At 28.3% G+C, this 17,077-nt stretch carries 19 protein-coding genes; 7 read left to right on the top strand and 12 right to left on the bottom strand.

Annotated features, from left to right (window positions below):
- Positions 1-101 precede the first annotated feature (101 nt).
- Both COL3_RS10620 and COL3_RS10615 read left to right on the top strand, forming a co-directional pair.
- Complete coding sequence (locus COL3_RS10620; protein ID WP_008421434.1) at positions 102-1,025, top strand: helix-turn-helix domain-containing protein; 924 nt, start codon at positions 102-104, stop codon at positions 1,023-1,025.
- A 196-nt stretch (positions 1,026-1,221) separates the two neighbouring features.
- A complete protein-coding gene (locus COL3_RS10615) occupies positions 1,222-2,454 on the top strand; it encodes a macrolide family glycosyltransferase (RefSeq protein WP_008421432.1) in 1,233 nt (410 codons plus the stop codon).
- A 100-nt stretch (positions 2,455-2,554) separates the two neighbouring features.
- Here COL3_RS10615 and COL3_RS10610 read toward each other — a convergent pair whose 3' ends face one another.
- The 3 genes from COL3_RS10610 to COL3_RS10600 all read right to left on the bottom strand — a co-directional run bounded on the left by COL3_RS10610 (position 2,555) and on the right by COL3_RS10600 (position 5,990).
- Positions 2,555-3,232: an SIMPL domain-containing protein gene (locus COL3_RS10610; protein WP_008421430.1), complete on the bottom strand. Its 678-nt coding sequence runs from the start codon at positions 3,230-3,232 to the stop codon at positions 2,555-2,557.
- Positions 3,233-3,404: 172 nt separating this feature from the next.
- On the bottom strand, positions 3,405-5,162 hold the full coding sequence (locus COL3_RS10605; protein WP_008421426.1) for an HD domain-containing phosphohydrolase: 1,758 nt from the start codon (positions 5,160-5,162) through the stop codon (positions 3,405-3,407).
- Positions 5,163-5,750: 588 nt separating this feature from the next.
- Entirely contained in the window at positions 5,751-5,990 is a 240-nt protein-coding gene (locus COL3_RS10600; protein WP_008421424.1) for a phage holin, read from the bottom strand.
- 189 nt (positions 5,991-6,179) lie between these two features.
- On the opposite strand from COL3_RS10600, the gene bioB reads away from it, so the two are divergent.
- Positions 6,180-7,136 carry a biotin synthase BioB gene (gene bioB / locus COL3_RS10595; protein WP_008421422.1) on the top strand — a complete coding sequence of 319 codons (957 nt, stop codon included), beginning with the start codon at positions 6,180-6,182 and terminating at the stop codon, positions 7,134-7,136.
- 39 nt (positions 7,137-7,175) lie between these two features.
- The gene (locus COL3_RS10590; RefSeq protein ID WP_008421419.1) at positions 7,176-7,721 is read left to right on the top strand and encodes a biotin transporter BioY; all 546 of its coding nucleotides are present in this window, start codon (positions 7,176-7,178) and stop codon (positions 7,719-7,721) included.
- A 106-nt stretch (positions 7,722-7,827) separates the two neighbouring features.
- Here the strand turns inward: COL3_RS10590 and COL3_RS10585 are convergent, their stop codons facing one another.
- Positions 7,828-8,460, bottom strand: a complete 633-nt coding sequence (locus tag COL3_RS10585; protein WP_035283007.1) for a flavodoxin family protein — start codon at positions 8,458-8,460, stop codon at positions 7,828-7,830.
- A 235-nt stretch (positions 8,461-8,695) separates the two neighbouring features.
- Here COL3_RS10585 and COL3_RS10580 point away from each other — a divergent pair, with 235 nt between their 5' ends.
- Positions 8,696-9,019, top strand: coding sequence for a helix-turn-helix domain-containing protein (locus tag COL3_RS10580; protein ID WP_008421413.1), 324 nt, complete (start codon positions 8,696-8,698; stop codon positions 9,017-9,019).
- Positions 9,020-9,066: 47 nt separating this feature from the next.
- Here the strand turns inward: COL3_RS10580 and COL3_RS10575 are convergent, their stop codons facing one another.
- The 4 genes from COL3_RS10575 to COL3_RS10560 form a co-directional block, all read right to left on the bottom strand.
- Positions 9,067-9,525, bottom strand: coding sequence for a hypothetical protein (locus COL3_RS10575; RefSeq protein WP_008421412.1), 459 nt, complete (start codon positions 9,523-9,525; stop codon positions 9,067-9,069).
- Between the two features lie 231 nt (positions 9,526-9,756).
- Positions 9,757-10,374 carry an ECF transporter S component gene (locus COL3_RS10570; protein WP_008421409.1) on the bottom strand — a complete coding sequence of 206 codons (618 nt, stop codon included), beginning with the start codon at positions 10,372-10,374 and terminating at the stop codon, positions 9,757-9,759.
- Between the two features lie 142 nt (positions 10,375-10,516).
- Positions 10,517-12,523 (bottom strand): amylo-alpha-1,6-glucosidase, encoded by a 2,007-nt coding sequence (locus COL3_RS10565; protein ID WP_008421408.1) that lies wholly within the window; start codon positions 12,521-12,523, stop codon positions 10,517-10,519.
- 257 nt (positions 12,524-12,780) lie between these two features.
- The gene (locus COL3_RS10560; protein ID WP_008421406.1) at positions 12,781-14,136 is read right to left on the bottom strand and encodes an FAD-binding oxidoreductase; all 1,356 of its coding nucleotides are present in this window, start codon (positions 14,134-14,136) and stop codon (positions 12,781-12,783) included.
- Positions 14,137-14,443: 307 nt separating this feature from the next.
- Between COL3_RS10560 and COL3_RS10555 the strand changes: the two genes are divergently transcribed.
- Together COL3_RS10555 and COL3_RS10550 are read left to right on the top strand one after the other, a co-directional pair.
- The gene (locus tag COL3_RS10555) at positions 14,444-14,761 is read left to right on the top strand and encodes a hypothetical protein (RefSeq protein WP_008421404.1); all 318 of its coding nucleotides are present in this window, start codon (positions 14,444-14,446) and stop codon (positions 14,759-14,761) included.
- 103 nt (positions 14,762-14,864) lie between these two features.
- Positions 14,865-15,182: a hypothetical protein gene (locus COL3_RS10550; RefSeq protein WP_008421402.1), complete on the top strand. Its 318-nt coding sequence runs from the start codon at positions 14,865-14,867 to the stop codon at positions 15,180-15,182.
- A gap of 40 nt (positions 15,183-15,222) precedes the next feature.
- On the opposite strand, the gene COL3_RS10545 is transcribed toward COL3_RS10550, so the two are convergent.
- The 4 genes from COL3_RS10545 to COL3_RS10530 form a co-directional block, all read right to left on the bottom strand.
- Positions 15,223-16,086, bottom strand: coding sequence for a putative RNA methyltransferase (locus tag COL3_RS10545; protein ID WP_008421401.1), 864 nt, complete (start codon positions 16,084-16,086; stop codon positions 15,223-15,225).
- Positions 16,087-16,297: 211 nt separating this feature from the next.
- Complete coding sequence (locus tag COL3_RS10540) at positions 16,298-16,504, bottom strand: alpha/beta-type small acid-soluble spore protein (protein ID WP_008421399.1); 207 nt, start codon at positions 16,502-16,504, stop codon at positions 16,298-16,300.
- A gap of 154 nt (positions 16,505-16,658) precedes the next feature.
- Positions 16,659-16,877 (bottom strand): hypothetical protein, encoded by a 219-nt coding sequence (locus COL3_RS10535; protein WP_008421397.1) that lies wholly within the window; start codon positions 16,875-16,877, stop codon positions 16,659-16,661.
- Positions 16,878-16,960: 83 nt separating this feature from the next.
- A partial coding sequence (locus tag COL3_RS10530; protein WP_143327535.1) for an alpha/beta-type small acid-soluble spore protein occupies positions 16,961-17,077 on the bottom strand: 117 nt, incomplete at its 5' end.

Here is a 17,077-nt window from a genome sequence, read left to right as displayed (position 1 = left end):
ATTCATGTTAATTTTTTAAATTTATTAAACGGTTTCAAATTATTCTTATATTACTATAATTTTATTTAAATTATACATTTATTTTTTGGGGGGTAATTTTTATGGCTCGTGAAATAGGCAATCTTTCATATGATTGGTTCTCAAAAAACCTTTTGAGTTCCTCTCCTACTCTCAAGTATAAGGATTATGATTCCCTTTTTATTCGACCATCTAACTTTGCTGAAAAAAATTTATATTATATAACACAAATAATTGATGTTCATGCCAAGTTTCCATTTTATTATAAATTAGATACTTTTAATTCCTACTGCATTTTATATGCACAAAGTGGTCACAGCAAACTATTTTATAAAGATAATATTCATATACTTGAACCAAATTCAATTTTATTTATTGATTGCAATTATTCTCATAATATTGAACTATATGACTCAGAGGAATTACATTATCAAATACTTTATATCAATGGTAATAACATTGATTGTTTTTATAAGCTTTTTACAGAAAACAACCATCATATTTGTAACTTACATCTAGAATCTGATATACCATATACTTTTAGAAAATTATTTCAACGTTGCAATGAAAACTTCAAATATTCTGAGTTTATTATTTCAAATTTAATTGCAAGTTTATTGAGTAGCTTACTTTTAAGTAAAGAACAAAATCTTAGGAATATTCGAACTGCACCTGAATATATACTAGAAATTAAATCATTATTAGATTGCAATTATGCTCATTCTTACACCTTAGATGAACTTGCAGAACAATATAATATTAGTAAATATAAAATGGTAAGGGATTTTACTAATTACCTATCTATATCTCCTATTAATTATCTAATAAATAAAAGAATGGAGATAGCCAAAAATCTGCTTAGTACTACTTCACTTTCAATAAATGAGATATCGTTTTCTGTCGGAATTGAAAATACAAGCCATTTTATAAATCTTTTTAGAAAAAAAGCTGATATTACACCATCAAACTATCGAAAATTATATGGTTCTTCTGTTATTTGCTTATAATATAATAATGTGCTTAAAAGTGGTTGAAAAATCAATTTTAAGCACATTTTTTAGCTTTTTTAATTAACAAATCAATCAAATCCATATAAACTAAAATATACATCACATATTATATTTCTTAAGTCAAACAATATTAGAGAGTACGATTTCAAGTCAGTATGTTCATTTTAATTTACTAAGGTAAGGAAGTGATATAATGTCAAAGGCTTTGTTTGTAAATATGTTAGGTCATGGACATATTAATCCTACTATCGGTATAGTTAAGGAATTAATTAACAGAGGTGAAGATGTTACGTATATTGCTGGTGAAGAATTTAGAGAAAAAGTTGAAAAGACGGGTGCTAAATTTAAAGGACATAAAAATTTATTTAATATTTCTAATTTTATAAGCAACGAATTAGATTTAGAGAACAATAAAGCATTATCAGATGCAATGAGGACTTTGGGAGAAATTCTAGAAGTGATTTTTAATTCAAATGAAAAATTTGATTATGTTATTTATGATTCATCCTTTATTTTAGGTCAAGAAGTAGGAAGAGTATTAAGAGTTCCAACTATCTCCTCTACTACTACCTTTGCCATTAATAAAGAATTAATAGCTAGTATAACTAAATCGTCATATGCTGAAAAATTTAAACCTAAATTTGAAGAAATGAAACCAAAGATAAAAGAAATACTAAATAGTTCAACTTACTTAGATTTTGTTAATGAATTACACGATAAATATAACATAGAATTTCCTAGTTTATCTACTAGATTTACTAGAAAAGCTTTAGTCAACCTTGTGTATACTTCTAGATACTTTCAACCTTTTGGGGAAAGCTTTGATGAAACTTATAAATTCATTGGCCCATCCATAGCTGATAGAAGAGAAGATACTGATATTGTTCTTAACAATAATGAGGACAAAAAAATTATTTATATTTCTTTAGGTACTATCTTTAATAATTCTATTGAATTTTATGAAAGCTGTTTTAAGGCTTTTGAAAATATGAATGTCCAAGTTGTTATGTCTGTTGGCAAAAAAATTAATATAAATGAATTTAAAAGTATCCCCTTAAATTTTATTGTACGAAACTACGTACCTCAGCTTGAAATTTTGAAATACGCAGATTTATTTATTACTCATGGCGGTATGAATAGTACAAATGAAGGCCTATATTATGATTTACCATTAATTCTTATTCCTCAATCTGTTGATCAGCCTTTTGTAGCTAACAGAGTTGCAGAACTTGGTGCTGGAATTATAATAGAAAAAGATAAAATTACATCCGAAATATTAAATCAATCAGTAACTAGGATTCTTTCAGATAACAATTTTAAAATTAATAGTGAAAAGATTGGTAAATCATTAAGAGATGCAGGAGGATATAAAAAAGGTGTCAATGAGATAATGAATTTGATAAACTCTAATGTGCAATTAACATAGTTGTATTTGCTCACTTAATTTTACATATTATATGCCAATGTTTTTTTGTAATTTAACATTGGCATTTTTTTATTTGATAGAGTTAATTAAATAACGACTACTATTCTGATAGTATAAACACAGCTTCAATATCTGCAGTTATTTTGTTTTCACCAGCTTCAATAGGCGTACCAGCACTTGTACTTTTAAATGTCATTACTGGTAATGGAGTTATATTTCCCTTATATTGTTCGTTTATTTTAATTGGTATAATATTTACTTTAACTTTAAGTTCATTAGCTATAACAACAGCCTTATTTTGAGCATCTTCAAGTGCTAGCCCTAATGCTTCATAATAAAACTTACTTTCATTAGATACAATAAAGGTAATACCACTTACAGTATTTGCACCATTTCTTACTGCAGTATCAATTACTTGCCCAGCAAAATTAACATCATTAATTAGAACCTTCAAGTTATTACTTACTTCGTAGCCTCTAAAAACTTGCCTTCCATTAATATAATCATAATTTGCCCTTATATTATAATTTTCAGTCTGTATATATTTAGGTAACACTCCTATTTCCACTAGACTATTTATAACTTGCGTTGTTATTCTGGCATTTTCCTCCTGTGCTGCTTGCAATTGTATATTTTCCGTTATAACACCAACTACGGCTTCTGCTGAATCAGGTTTTACACTTACAATCCCCTTTCCAAAAACTCTCAATTCATTATCACATCCTGCTCTGTCATCATCCTTCGAGTTATATATATCATTATCCCGTAACAGATTCACGCTTTTCTGCCTCCAATAGAATTAACTAATGCATAATATGATTTCTATTATATTAATGTTTCTATTTCCTTCTTTAATTTATAGGTTGATAATATTATAACGTTCAATATTTGAGCAACAAAATCCACTTCAATTAGAGCGTAATTAGTGATTCTAGTTAGATTAAAGATTATCATTTTTTGTTTAATACTTTATTTATAAATACATTTACTAATTCAGGATCAAACTGAATTCCTGCATTCCTTTGTAGTTCTTCTGCTGCATACTTTTCCGTTATTGCATTATGATAACTTCTTTCACTAGTCATAGCATCATATGCTTCTACTATGGCTATAATTCTTGATTCAATTGGTATATTTTCTCCTTTTAATCCTTTAGGATATCCATCTCCATTCCACATTTCATGATGTAATAGAACATATTCTGCTATTTCAGACATTTCATTAACTGTATTTAGTATTCTGTATCCTATTTCAGGATGACGTTTAATTTCTTCAAATTCATCATCAGAAAGCTTACCAGGCTTATTAAGAATATTTTCATCCAAAGCTATTTTACCTATATCATGCAGCAGTCCAGCAGTTTTAAGATCATATACATTTTTTTCACTAAATCCAAGATTTTCCCCCATACTTTTACATAAATCAGAAACTCTAACTGAATGTTGCTCTTCCCTTTCATTTTTTTCATTAAGAGTATTCATTATAGTGTTAACAGTTTTTCCTCTCATGCATGAACTTTCGAAAAGTTTTCTCTTATACATATAATCCTCAGCTTTTTTAAATACTTCCTTAATGTCTTCATTCATATTCCTTTTGGTTTCATAACCAAAAGATATTGATATATCTATATTTTGGACTTTTTCCTGCTTAGCTATATTATTAATTTTTTTAATAATCTGCTCTGTTTCACTTGCGTCTGTATTTGATAACAAAATAACAAACTCATCACCACCTATTCTTGCAATAATATCTTGTGGTCGGCAGCCTTTTTTTATTATTTCTGCAACTTTTTTAATAAGTTCATCTCCTACAGCATGACCAAAAGAATCATTAATTAGTTTTAATCCATTTACATCACCTAAAACGATAGTAAACGGTAGGTTCTCTTTAAAATTTAATCTATTTAATTCTTCTTCATAAAATCTTCTATTCTTTACACCAGTCAATTGATCATTGTAACTTAAATATTCTAAGTTTTTTTCTAACTGCTTTCGCATTGTAATATCCCTTAATATAGCCAGAACTTCATTTTGTCCTTTTTTTACCATCCTTACTTCAAAATACTCTTCTAAATCTTTGTTGATTAATTTATATTCAAAACTATGTAAATTACCACTTTCAAACACTAGTTTTAAATTCTCATAAGCTAATTCTGCTATTTCTTTTGGCATAATCTCAGCAATGGTTTTATTAATGAAAACTTCTTTTGGCATTAGCAAATTATTATAATCACTAGATTCACAATCTATAAAAACACCATCAGCGTTAATTATGAACAACGTATCTGGAATAGCTTGAATTATTGCTTTGCTTTTTTCTTCACTTTTACTTAATCGCTGTTCATCTTCACATATTTTCTTATATTGAATTCTTAACTCTTCCTCACTTGTAGCCAATTGACTTACATATTCCTCAAGTTCTTTATTGCTATCTTTAAGCTGTTTTTCTCTAAGTGAGATTTTTTTCAAAAAACTTGCAATTAATAAATAAAGAATATACGAAGTTATAATAACATATATAAATCCTTTATACGTATTAACTGATAAAATAACATTTCTATTATTAAAAAGTTGATTTACAACTCTATCTGAGAAGTAAACCCAAATAAATCCAGATATCAAGTATATCAAACATATTTTAACGCTTTCATACATAAATAAATTTTTCTTTAATTTTGAATTTATCTTTTTTCTAATATATATTAACATCTTTATCCTCAACCCCTTTCCTATTCATTTATTAAAATTAAAATATTTAACATTAATTCTTATTCGTCTTATTTTGTCAATTTCCTTCAATTATTTCACGAATATTTCCCAAATCAAAATTAATAATTATATGATCTTGAATTATATACAAAATTAGATAAAACAAACAACAATTCACTGGTGATACAATATTGGAGTAACTAATTCTCATATGCACAAAATTATTTTATATTAGAAGTCTCATTTTTCACCTGGGATTTTTTCTACTTATTATATTTCACCCTCAAATTATATTGATAAAAAAAATCTAGTAATTTAATTACCAGATAATAAATTACTAAAAATATTTTCCTTTTTATTGTGAGTCTTAAAAATATCTTAATCCAATTTTTCATAGATAATTGAAGAATAGCAAACAGTATTTCTACTGTTCACTACCCTACAAATGTGAAAAAAACTTTCAGCAATGCTTATTATAATTACAATTCCTTAATACAAGCTTAATAAGTTTATAGAAATTAAAAGCAGATAAGGTATTTCTACTCAATCAGCTGTCTATAGAAACATCATTTATTGTTATTCTATTTTTTATAAAGTTTTATTTTCTTCCTCAGTAATAGCTTTATTTTGGTCACTTATACCTGGTGTACTAGGATCAACTAATATTCCTAGCATAGTTAAAATCGTTAGAACTGTGTTAACAATTTCGGAAAAATTGCCTGGAATTATATTTAATCCTAGCTGCTGAATTAATAATGCTAAAGCGCTAGCCATAGCAACCCAAAAAGCTTTGTTTTTTAATCTTGCTTTTATATCTATTGTTAACATCTTTTTACTCACCTCTTATATTTTATAATACATAATATGAAGTAGTAACCCGAATGGGCACTATATTAACCTAATTAATATACCCCATCTTATTGTTAACTAAATAGTATTTATAAGTTGACAATATATAAATTTAACTATATACTAAATTTATATTTATTTTAACAAATTGGGGCGGGGTGAACTAATATGGAAAACTTAGTTAGAGAAATTATTAATGGAAGACGTTTGACCAGAAACGATAATTTAGAATTTTTATTATCTGTTAATTTAGAGGAGCTATGCAACGGTGCTGATAAAATTAGAAAGGAATTATGCGGTGATAAGGTAGATCTTTGTACTATAATTAATGGGCGTAGCGGCAGATGCAGCGAAAACTGTAAATTTTGTGCTCAATCTAGTCATCACAAAACACATGTTAAAGAATATGATTTTTTAGATCCAGATATTATCTTAGAAGATTGTAAAAAAAATGAAGCAAACGGGGTGCATCGATATTCTATTGTTACTGCTGGAAAAGCATTAACTGGTGATGATTTTGAAAAAGCTATACAAGCCTATAAAAAAATGCATGAAGAATGCTCACTTAACTTATGTGCATCACATGGTTTATTATCACTAGAAGAATTTACTCGTTTACGGGAAGCTGGGGTTACAATGTATCATGCAAATATTGAAACTTCAAAAAATAATTTTCCTAATATATGCACTACTCATTCATATGAAGATAAAATTAATGAAATCAAACTAGCTCAAAGATCAGGATTAAAAGTTTGTTCAGGTGGAATTATAGGAATGGGTGAAACTTGGGAAGATAGAATTGACATGGCCTTAAGTTTATCAGAACTTAATGTTATATCAGTACCAATTAATGTTTTAATGCCTATAAAAGGCACACCCTTTGAAAATTTAGAACGAATTTCTGAAGAAGATATTTTAAGAACAATTGCAATTTTTCGCTTAATAAATCCAACTGCTTATATTCGTATGGCAGCGGGTAGAACTTATTTTGCTAATGGTGGAAAACAAATTTTTAAAGCTGGTGCAAATGCTACAATTACTGGTGATATGTTAACAACTGTTGGAAGCAATACATACCAAGATAAAGTTATGCTTGCAGAGCTTGGTTTTGATATTAGTCGATAAAATTATTTGCATCAATATATAAATAAAGGAGATTTAACTATGGAGAATACAACTAAAATGAATACACGACAATTAACATTAATAGGAGTTATGACTGCTGTTATCTGTGTCTTAGGACCACTTTCACTTCCAATAGGATTAGTTCCAATTTCATTAACTAATCTTGCAATTTATTTTGCAATATATATATTAGGAAAAAAACAAGGAACTATTAGTTATATGGTATATCTTCTTATAGGACTTATAGGTTTGCCAGTATTTTCAGGCTTTTCTGGAGGCTTTCCTAAATTAGCTGGACCAACTGGTGGATACTTAATTGGATTTGCTTTTATGGCTTTTATAAGCGGCTTATTTATTGATAAATTTACTGATAAAATTTATATGTGTTTCTTAGGAATGGTTCTAGGTACAGTTGTTACATACTTATTTGGTACAGCATGGTTATCATATGTGGCACATATACCATTTAACAAAGCATTAGCAGCTGGTGTACTTCCATTTATTCCAGGAGACTTAATAAAAATGGTAATTGCAGCCCTTATTGGACCTCAAATAAGAAAAAGACTTATATCTGCAGGATTATAGATTTAATTGATATATTTTATATACTAAAAGAGTTGCGTTAATTCAAGATATTAATGCAACTCTTTCTTTTATCTATTCTTTTTAACTAAATATGGGCATTATTAAATTAGCGAATAAAATTTGTAAAGATTTTATCCTCTTTTTCTGGTTCTTCAATTTTTCCCTTTCCTAACTCAACTAGTTTCATGAGCCATGCCATGTTTTTGCCTAGGACTCTCATTACTTGTCTTCCTTCTTCATCCTCTTTAACTTCTCCTGGTGCTGTTCCATGTATAACATTCCAATAATTTGATGTTGGCATAAGCATCTCAGAATAATTAATATAATTATTTAATTGTTCAAAAGTCGGTACACCACCTGAGCGCCTAACGGCAACAACAGAAGCTCCAACTTTATGTCTAAGCATCGAATTATTTGAACTTGCAACATAAAAAGCCCTATCTAAAAATGCTTTCATTGTAGCCCCTAGAGCTGAATAGTGAACAGGTGAACCTAATATTATGCCATCTGCTTCTTTCATCTTTTGAATCCATTCATTTACTTCATCTTGTATAACACATTTTTCATCTTGATTTCTTACACAGCCATTACAAGCGAGACATCCTCTTATAACCTTATTACCCACATGAACAATTTCTACATCTATTCCTTCTTTTTCAAGTTCATCTGCTACCATTTTAATTGCATGAAATGTATTTCCTTCCTTTTTAGGACTTCCATTAAATGCCACTACTTTCATTTCCATCACCTATCCTTTTATTACTTGTACCTCATGATACTAAATACAGTATATTTAATAAATAATATTGCAACAAGTAGGCACTTTAAAGTTAGTTAACTTACTTTAAAGTATGAATTATGTTATTATCTGCATTAATGAGCAAAATAAAATCTTTACTTTCAATTTCTATTTTAAATATCTCTATTTTATAATATAATTATTCATAACTAATTTATTTGTAGGTGATGATATTTTGATAGAATATAATGGCAAATCATACATATGTGCTTTAGATTTAGGTTTTGAAACAATACGCGGAAAGTGGAAAGCTGTGATACTATGTCATTTATCTGATGGGCCAAAAAGGTTTTTGGAATTACAGAGAATTACATGCGGAGTAAGTCAAAAGGTTTTAAGCGAATCCTTAAAACAACTTGAGAATGACGAAATAATAACAAAACATATATATGCTGAAATACCTCCAAGAGTTGAATATTTATTGACTGAGAAAGGACAAGAATTGGTTCCTGCATTAAAGATAATTGAGGCATGGTCAAAAAAACAGTTTTCTATATAATATATCAGGATATACACTTTGTATATCCTGCTTCATATATCAAAATATTAGTAATATCTTGATTTAACTTCTCTTGTAAAGCCATAATCTATAATTACAGGCTTTCCATTAATTATTCCCCAGTTGCTTTCTCTATTAAAATCGCCTAACAATAAATTGTATTTTCTCTTAAGATTTTGTATTTCTTTTGAGTTAAACAATTCTTTTTTATTCGTAACATTAAAATATCTCCATATAGATAAAATGCTATTTACTTTTTTCGCTTTTTGCATTATTAGTAATCTATAATCCTTAGAGGCCTGTACTACTTTCGCAAATAAATTTGAATGATCTTTAACTGAAATTTTATATTCAGATTTATTTTGTGCAATTCCAGCATCATTTTTTGCAATTTTAATTACATACCCATTTCCCAAATCATATACCCGCCTACTTGAACCTGAACCAATATATTTATAATACCCTCGCGCAACATCAAACATAATCTGATCAAATTCAAAAATCATTTTTGCACCTACTTCGTAAAATCAATTTATAATCTTTAGTTAACAATGGATATATTATACTATTCTCATTATAATAAAACCGTTCTTATTTATATTATTAATGCAACAATTTATAACTATAATCACTAATAATGCATACTTAAAAGAAAAAACATCAAAATCTAAACGTTAGATTTTGATGTTTTTGAGTTGTACTTTCATAAATATATTCTAATTAATATTTTTAATCAGCTACTGATTAGCTACAGATTCACTTTTGCTTACAGGCAATAATAATCCTGATTTTGTTAAAATCGGCCTTAATGCATTATAAATAAGACTTACTAGTATCACTGATGCTACTGCATTAACAGAAGTAGCAAAAACACTAAACTTTGCTAATACTTCTGCTACCTGCTGAGGTTGTCCAAGAATGTATTGTTTATAAAAATATCCCACAAGAGGATCGAAAACAACATTAAAAGCTAATCCACCAATTGAAGCAATTAACGCCCACTTAGCTATATATTTTGTATCATTACTTTGATCAATTTTAGCAAATTTATGAGCAATTAATCCTGTTATTAAGCCTATACATAATTTCAATATAAAAGTTTTTGGTGCTCCTATTGCATATGTTGGATCAAGTAAATCTGATATTGTCATACCTATAGCCCCTGACAAGCCTCCATATACTCCACCTAAAAGTAATGCAGCTAAAACGCAAAATGCATTTCCAATATGCAATGAAACTGCGTCACCTCCACCAACTGGTATTTTAATTGAAAGAAAAGTAAATGAAACAAAACATAATGCCGCAAGTATTCCTGTTTGTATTATTTTAATAAGCGTTGAATTTTTGTTTTCCATACAATGCCCCCTTAGTAATATTTGTTTTTATATGAAAATACTGAGATTATTATAACACCACATGTAAATTATGACAATTGTATGGATACATTATATACAACAAAAATTCCAGGTTATTTTTTATGATTTTAAAGAATTGTCGCTATAGGAAAGGTAACACATCATTAGTGTAGGCTCTTAAAACTTCCCCTACGCTCCAAGCTTGGCTATAACACCCTCTGCTTGTAGCGGTAAAGTCTCCATCGAATACTTCAGCTATTCCGTTGATGCACCCATCATTCATATGATCTTCAAAAACTTCACACATTTCTTTTGCCCTGTAGACTGCTTCTTTAGAATAATTATTCACCTTACAATATGCTGATATAAATGCACCTGTAATAAAGCCCCATGAAGTTCCCATATGATAAGCTAGATCCCTTTTCATTAAAGCCCCAGTATATTCACCTTTATATTCTTCATCTAAAAAGGATAAAGATCTTATTCCATAAGTTGAATAAAGTTCTTTATACACTTTGTATACAACTTTTCTTTCTCTTTCTAAATCAAGCATTGTGAATGGTAATGAAACTGCCAAAATTTGATTTGGTCTAACTTTTCCATCATTATCATCAACAACGTCATATAGACATTGTTCATCTGAATTCCAGAACTTTTTGTTAAATGATTCCTTAACTTTTTTAGCCAAATCTTTATAGTTTCCTTTATCTTTGTCAAATTTTTCGCACAACCAATCCATAATACATAGAGCATTGTACCAAAGAGCATTTATTTCTACTGGTTTACCATGCCTTGGAGTAACTACTAATTCGCCAACTCTTACATCCATCCATGTTACCTGATCTAATCCGCTTCCTGCATGAATAAGACAATCTTCATCCATGTAAATAGAAAAATCAGTACCATTAGAGTATGCGTTAATAATTTCAACTAATTTATCAAATATTTTATCCTTTATAAATTTAAAATCACTTTCATTTCCAGTATATTGTAAATATTTATATACAGCTTGCACATACCATAAAGAAGCATCTACAGTGTTATAAAATGGTTGAGTTCCTTTATCTGCAAAAACATTTGGTACAAGTCCATTTCTTACATATTGAGCAAAGGATTCTAAAATTTCTCTTGCATCTTTAAATCTTTTTGTTGCTAATGTTAATCCTTCAAATGCTATCATTGTATCTCTTCCCCAATCAACAAACCAAGGGAATCCTGCAAGTACTGTCTTTAATCTTGTACTGTTTCTATTTACAATAAAGTGATCTGCTGATTTTACCAAATTTAAAGCAAGAGCATCAGAGTATCCTGAAAGTTTCATAAGTTCATTAGCTCTATTTTTATATTCTTCAGTAATAGTAAATCCATCCTTTTCATCGATTTCTTCTATGGTACATTTCAAATAAAACTTTTTAGTTTCAAAAGGCTGTAAATTTATTACTATATCATAAGGTGTATAATGATTATCTAGCCCTTCATTTCCAGTTCTATATTCAAACTCATAATAATGATTTTCTTCAAATAATAAATTATTATTTGATTCATTTAAAATTCTGTTTTTAAATTCGCCATCTGATGCCATAAAACTTATTGTGATTTGATTATTTTTATGTGGATATAATTTTAAAATATTTCCTTTTAGTTGAGTTGCAAATTTTAAATCATTTGTTTCTATTTTTGAGCCTGCTTCTTTATATGTAAACAGTGGTGTTATAGTAATTTGGGATTCGCTATTGCCATTTTCTATTTCATAGCATATTACAACTGTATTGTGTCCATATTCCATAGCTATAGTTTTCTTTAATTTAATATCTTCCACTTGATAAATATATTGAGGAATTGAATCAAAAATAAAGCGTTGAAGATACTCATAACCATTTTTAGTATTATGATTGTAGTATTCTTGGCAAGCTAAATCATACTCTCTTCCATCTACCGCAATCTTCTCTTGAATTTTTGACAAAATGGCATACCTCTCTACTGGTGGGTTCAATGATGCTATCAAGTATCCATGGTGACTTCTAAATCCACTATTAATAATAGTTTGTCCTGAATAACCGCCAAGACCGTTCCCTATCATCCATTCTCTTTCATTACCTTCTTTTATTGTTCTCCAGCATCCTCTTCCAAATCTATACGTCAACTCCATAATTAATCTCCTTTACTCTAAAATTTCCCATATATTAAACTATTCTGAAATTAAATTAATACTAATCCAGTTTTCAGAAACGGTTCCAAAATAAAGTATATGTTATTATTTATTTATTGTAAACATTTAATAAGCAAATGGCATTATTATTACATAACTTGGCAGTATTTTATTAATAATAAAAAAACATGAATTTCTGCTTATTATTCTCAAAAATCCATGTTTCTTTGCAAAGAAATTTTTATTTTACTAAGCTCCTAACAAATTTTTATTCCTTGCGGAAACTTAAATATATTATAAGGATCGTATTTACTTTTTATTTTCCTCAATTTTTCTATATTTTCACCATGATATTCTCTTTCATAATCATCAAGCTCTGCCAAAGGAAAATTAATATATGAACCTAAAGTATACTTTTTTATAAAATTAAGTTTCTCTATTACCCATTCTTTATTTATTTGTGCATACTTTGAGTCCTCCCAAACAGATTGGTACCCCATTATGAATTTTGCACCCCTATAATTAAAAGCCGTATCATTATCTTTTCTATCCTTAACTGCTCCACCTAATCCATACAGTGAAATAGCACTGTATATTGATCCTTCTTGCCTATGTTCTATAATTTTTATAATTTCCTTCATATCTCTTTTAGTATAATCATTATATACAAATCTTCCGGATGACTTAAATTTTTCATAAGGTGGATGACTATCCTGAATTTTTCTATTTGCCTCTAATATATTAAGATATTCCAATTTAAATTTAACCTTTTCTGAGATATTATTAAATGGCTCTAAAGTCCTATTAGCTTCTTCTTTATTGCCATAAAATAATCCCGTAATACGTACTCCTTTTCCTTTTACTTTTGAATTATACATGCCCATTTTTAAATTAATTCGTCTATCCAGTCCATTAAAAAACTCAGTCCATATTTCAAATATTTTAAGTATTTCTTGAAACTCAATATCTGCAAAATCTATATCTATTAATGTTACCATTTCAATTTTTGGAATAAGCTTAAAGGTCATACTTGTAATTACTCCAAAATTTCCTCCACCAGCTCCTCTGCAAGCCCAAAATAAATCTTCATTGTTTTTTTCTGAAGCAGTTATTTTCTTTCCCTCATAATTAACCATTTCAATTTCAAGTAAATTATCGCATGCTAATCCAAATAGCCTATTGGAATAGCTCCATCCCCCGCCTAAGACTAATCCTGTAACACCAACAGTCGGGCATCCACCTCCTGGAAAAGGATAATGCTTACTTCCTAAAACCTCATACAACTCTCTGTTTCTAACTCCCCCTTGTATCTTAAAAACACTCTTTTCCTCATCTACATCTATTTTATTCATCTTACTTACATCAATAATAACAATATCGTTTCCTGTTGAATACCCTTCATAATGATGCCTTCCACTTCTTATTCTAATCTCCAGTAAATTTAGTTTTGCCCAAGTTATTGCATTACTAATATCATATTTATTACTGCAATAAACAATTACTAATGGATATTTTTCAATCCCTCTATTCCAAGCTTTTCTATCTTCCTCATAGTTAAAGCTATCTTTAGTAACTATTTCACCAGTCAGACCTCTATAATCAAACTTTTTCAAAATTTTCACCCTCTTCTGTGTTCGGCTTTATCTATTCATTATAAAATATTTTTTCTCTAATTATTATATATGAAAATTCTATTTTAACCATTCAATTCCCTACAACTCTCTTTAGTTTAGTAGCTTGCTTAAATCGTTAGACATTTATATCTATTATATATCTTATTTTCATCCTTTTCCATATTCTATTTTTCTTTTCCTTTAGTTTTCTCATGTTTTCGACGCTACAGAGATAGGTTGTTCTATATCATATGTATAATTTAAAGCTAATTACAGAGAATAACATCGAAAGGTGGGTTTTATATTTATGAAAAAGTTAATTATGTTCTTATTAATTACACTATATATATCATTTAATATGATCATAAATTCTCCTTTGGCACAAGTGAGTGGTGTTAAGGAAGGTTTATATAAAGCATCTGATTTAAATATTTCAGAGGATAAAACTTATACTATTCAAAATACCTCTGCTAATGATAGCGTTTATGTACTTATTTTTAATGAAAATAATGTTGTTCAACAATCTTTACGTATTGAACCAAAATCTCCAAAATATAATTTATCGCCTCTTAAGCCTGAATACAGGATTGTTATTGTTGGAAATGGAGATGTCTCTATCTCATAAATAGTTTTCTATTATACTGAAATAAAATTTTAACACTATTTTATATGCATGCATAATTAAAATATTCACTACGCACAATAAGGCTGAAAGGTGGTATAATTTAATGAAGAAGTTTTTTATTTCCTTCTTAATTGTATTATGTTTATTTTTAAATATGATTACTGTAATGGCTCAAGCTATTGGAAATATTTTTAAGGAAGGCTTTTATAAGGCATCAGATTTCAATCTTTCATCTAAAAGTAATTATACTATACAAAATGTTTCTAGTACTGATAGTGTATACGTACTAGTTTTTGATAAAAATCATTCTTTATATCAATCAATCCGAATGGAACCTAACTCTCCAAAATATGAACTACTATCCATTGATCCTGACTTTAGGATAGCAATAGTTGGCAAAGGTGAAGTTTATTTTTCTTAAAAGACACTATTATAAGTGTCTTTTTTATTACCATTTAAGATTAATTATTTTTCTTTATAAATGCACCTATACGCATGTCTATAGTAATTACAAGAGATTCAATTGAATCTAATTTTTCTTTATTTTCTGGAGTTGATTTCCAATAATGTGGTGTCATCTTAAGCAAACTCATTATCTCTTCATTATTTAAAGTTATATCAAAAGTAACATTACTTTCCTTAACATATTCATTTTCTTTAGTGTCAGCTGTATATGTTTTATTATTTAAGTTCACTTCTGAATAAATAATTTCTCTAAGCTGTATTAAATGATTTGTTCTAGGAAGCACTCTTATGAATACTCCTTCATCCTTTAAAACTCTATTGCATTCATTTATTTCTATAGGGCTGAATACTGAAAGTATGCAATCTATAGATTTATCATCTGCAGGAATGCGAAAGTTGTTTCCAACTACCCAAACACATTCTTTATTGCTTTTACTTGCATATTTTACTGCATCTTTCGAAACATCTATGCCATAATAATCAGCTCTTATATTTTTTTCATCTAAATATGTTTTCAAATTTGTTAAGTAGTATCCTTCCCCACAGCCTAAATCCATTATATTAAATTTATTACTCGTATTCTTACCTAAAAATTCAGCTGCTATTTCATTTATCTTATTGGATAATAATGAATAATAACCCCTAGATAAAAAGTCTATTCTTGCTAAAACCATTTCCTTAGAATCTCCTGGATTTTTACTACTTTTTTGATTACTAATTAATAAATTTACATATCCCTCTTTTGCTATATCATAAGTATGATTATTAGCGCATTTATACATTTTCTTTAGTGTATCTTTAGTTAACTTATCCTTGCAAACAGGACAAAGTAATAGTGAATCATTTAAAGCCTCATTCATGTTTTCTTTCCTCTTTCTATATTTTACAATTTAATACTATACACTTTTTCTCTGTTTTTATCAACATAAAAAGAATCCTATTTAATTTACTAGGATCCTTTTAATCAAATATAATTTCTTTTCTTTATACTTTAAAATAAATCTATTGATTTAAAACATAATTTATGAATGCACTAAGTTAACACTTAGTGCATTCACTTTTATTTATTTTTTAGAGTCCTTGTTCGTAGCTTTCTATCATTCTTTTTACCATTTCTCCGCCAACGCTACCATTTTGTCTTGAAGAAAGATTTCCTTTGTCTGTGCTTTCATAGTTACTTAACCCAATTTCTGAAGCAACCTCAGTTTTTAATCTGTTTAATCCTGCTTTTGCTTCTGGTACTAAAGTTCTGTTTCTTCCACTATTGCTTGAAGCCATATGAATCTACCTCCCTTAAAAAATTTATTTTGCCTGGCAATAATATATTAACCATTGCTACAAATAATACTCTATAAAAATGTTAGCAAATGTAGAATGTCTAGCTTGGATTAGTTAACTTTAGTTTTATTTCCTACTTGAAAATTAACTTTAATTATTTTCCTGTTTTCATTTTCTTTTCAAATAGCGCTAGCTTTACAGAACCATCCATATACTCTTCTATAATTGTATATCCTGAATATTCTATATATTTAATATAATCTTCATAGAAGCTCATATTCCGTATATTAATCAATTTTTCTATATCATCAAATTTTGCTCTTTCAAATGTTTTAATAAAAAAGCCAGCAGAACATATATATAGTGTATACATGTCCTGCTAGCCTTTTAACCGTAAGGGAATAATACTTTTATGGTATTTTCAAAAAATGATTTCTTATGTTTTTAGTTTACCAATTATTGTAAACCTTGTTCATAACTTTCAATCATATGTTTTACCATAAAGCCGCCAACGCTACCGTTTTGTCTTGAAGAAAGGTTTCCTTTATCTTGGTTTTCATAGTCTTGTAATCC

Origin of the sequence: Clostridium sp. LS (assembly GCF_002760435.1) — a bacterium.
Taxonomy (GTDB): domain Bacteria; phylum Bacillota; class Clostridia; order Clostridiales; family Clostridiaceae; genus Clostridium.
Note: the sequence above shows the minus strand (reverse complement) of the source record. Positions and strands in the feature narration are given on the sequence as shown.

What these genes read in the sequence shown, in the direction of transcription:
- COL3_RS10620 (WP_008421434.1), top strand. Translation starts at nt 102, where the DNA reads ATGGCTCGTGAAATAGGCAATCTTTCATATGATTGGTTCTCAAAAAAC.
- COL3_RS10615 (WP_008421432.1), top strand. Translation starts at nt 1,222, where the DNA reads ATGTCAAAGGCTTTGTTTGTAAATATGTTAGGTCATGGACATATTAAT.
- COL3_RS10605 (WP_008421426.1), bottom strand. Translation starts at nt 5,162, where the DNA reads ATGTTAATATATATTAGAAAAAAGATAAATTCAAAATTAAAGAAAAAT.
- COL3_RS10600 (WP_008421424.1), bottom strand. Translation starts at nt 5,990, where the DNA reads ATGTTAACAATAGATATAAAAGCAAGATTAAAAAACAAAGCTTTTTGG.
- bioB (WP_008421422.1), top strand. Translation starts at nt 6,180, where the DNA reads ATGGAAAACTTAGTTAGAGAAATTATTAATGGAAGACGTTTGACCAGA.
- COL3_RS10590 (WP_008421419.1), top strand. Translation starts at nt 7,176, where the DNA reads ATGGAGAATACAACTAAAATGAATACACGACAATTAACATTAATAGGA.
- COL3_RS10585 (WP_035283007.1), bottom strand. Translation starts at nt 8,460, where the DNA reads ATGAAAGTAGTGGCATTTAATGGAAGTCCTAAAAAGGAAGGAAATACA.
- COL3_RS10575 (WP_008421412.1), bottom strand. Translation starts at nt 9,525, where the DNA reads ATGATTTTTGAATTTGATCAGATTATGTTTGATGTTGCGCGAGGGTAT.
- COL3_RS10570 (WP_008421409.1), bottom strand. Translation starts at nt 10,374, where the DNA reads ATGGAAAACAAAAATTCAACGCTTATTAAAATAATACAAACAGGAATA.
- COL3_RS10565 (WP_008421408.1), bottom strand. Translation starts at nt 12,523, where the DNA reads ATGGAGTTGACGTATAGATTTGGAAGAGGATGCTGGAGAACAATAAAA.
- COL3_RS10555 (WP_008421404.1), top strand. Translation starts at nt 14,444, where the DNA reads ATGAAAAAGTTAATTATGTTCTTATTAATTACACTATATATATCATTT.
- COL3_RS10550 (WP_008421402.1), top strand. Translation starts at nt 14,865, where the DNA reads ATGAAGAAGTTTTTTATTTCCTTCTTAATTGTATTATGTTTATTTTTA.
- COL3_RS10545 (WP_008421401.1), bottom strand. Translation starts at nt 16,086, where the DNA reads ATGAATGAGGCTTTAAATGATTCACTATTACTTTGTCCTGTTTGCAAG.
- COL3_RS10540 (WP_008421399.1), bottom strand. Translation starts at nt 16,504, where the DNA reads ATGGCTTCAAGCAATAGTGGAAGAAACAGAACTTTAGTACCAGAAGCA.
- COL3_RS10535 (WP_008421397.1), bottom strand. Translation starts at nt 16,877, where the DNA reads ATGTATACACTATATATATGTTCTGCTGGCTTTTTTATTAAAACATTT.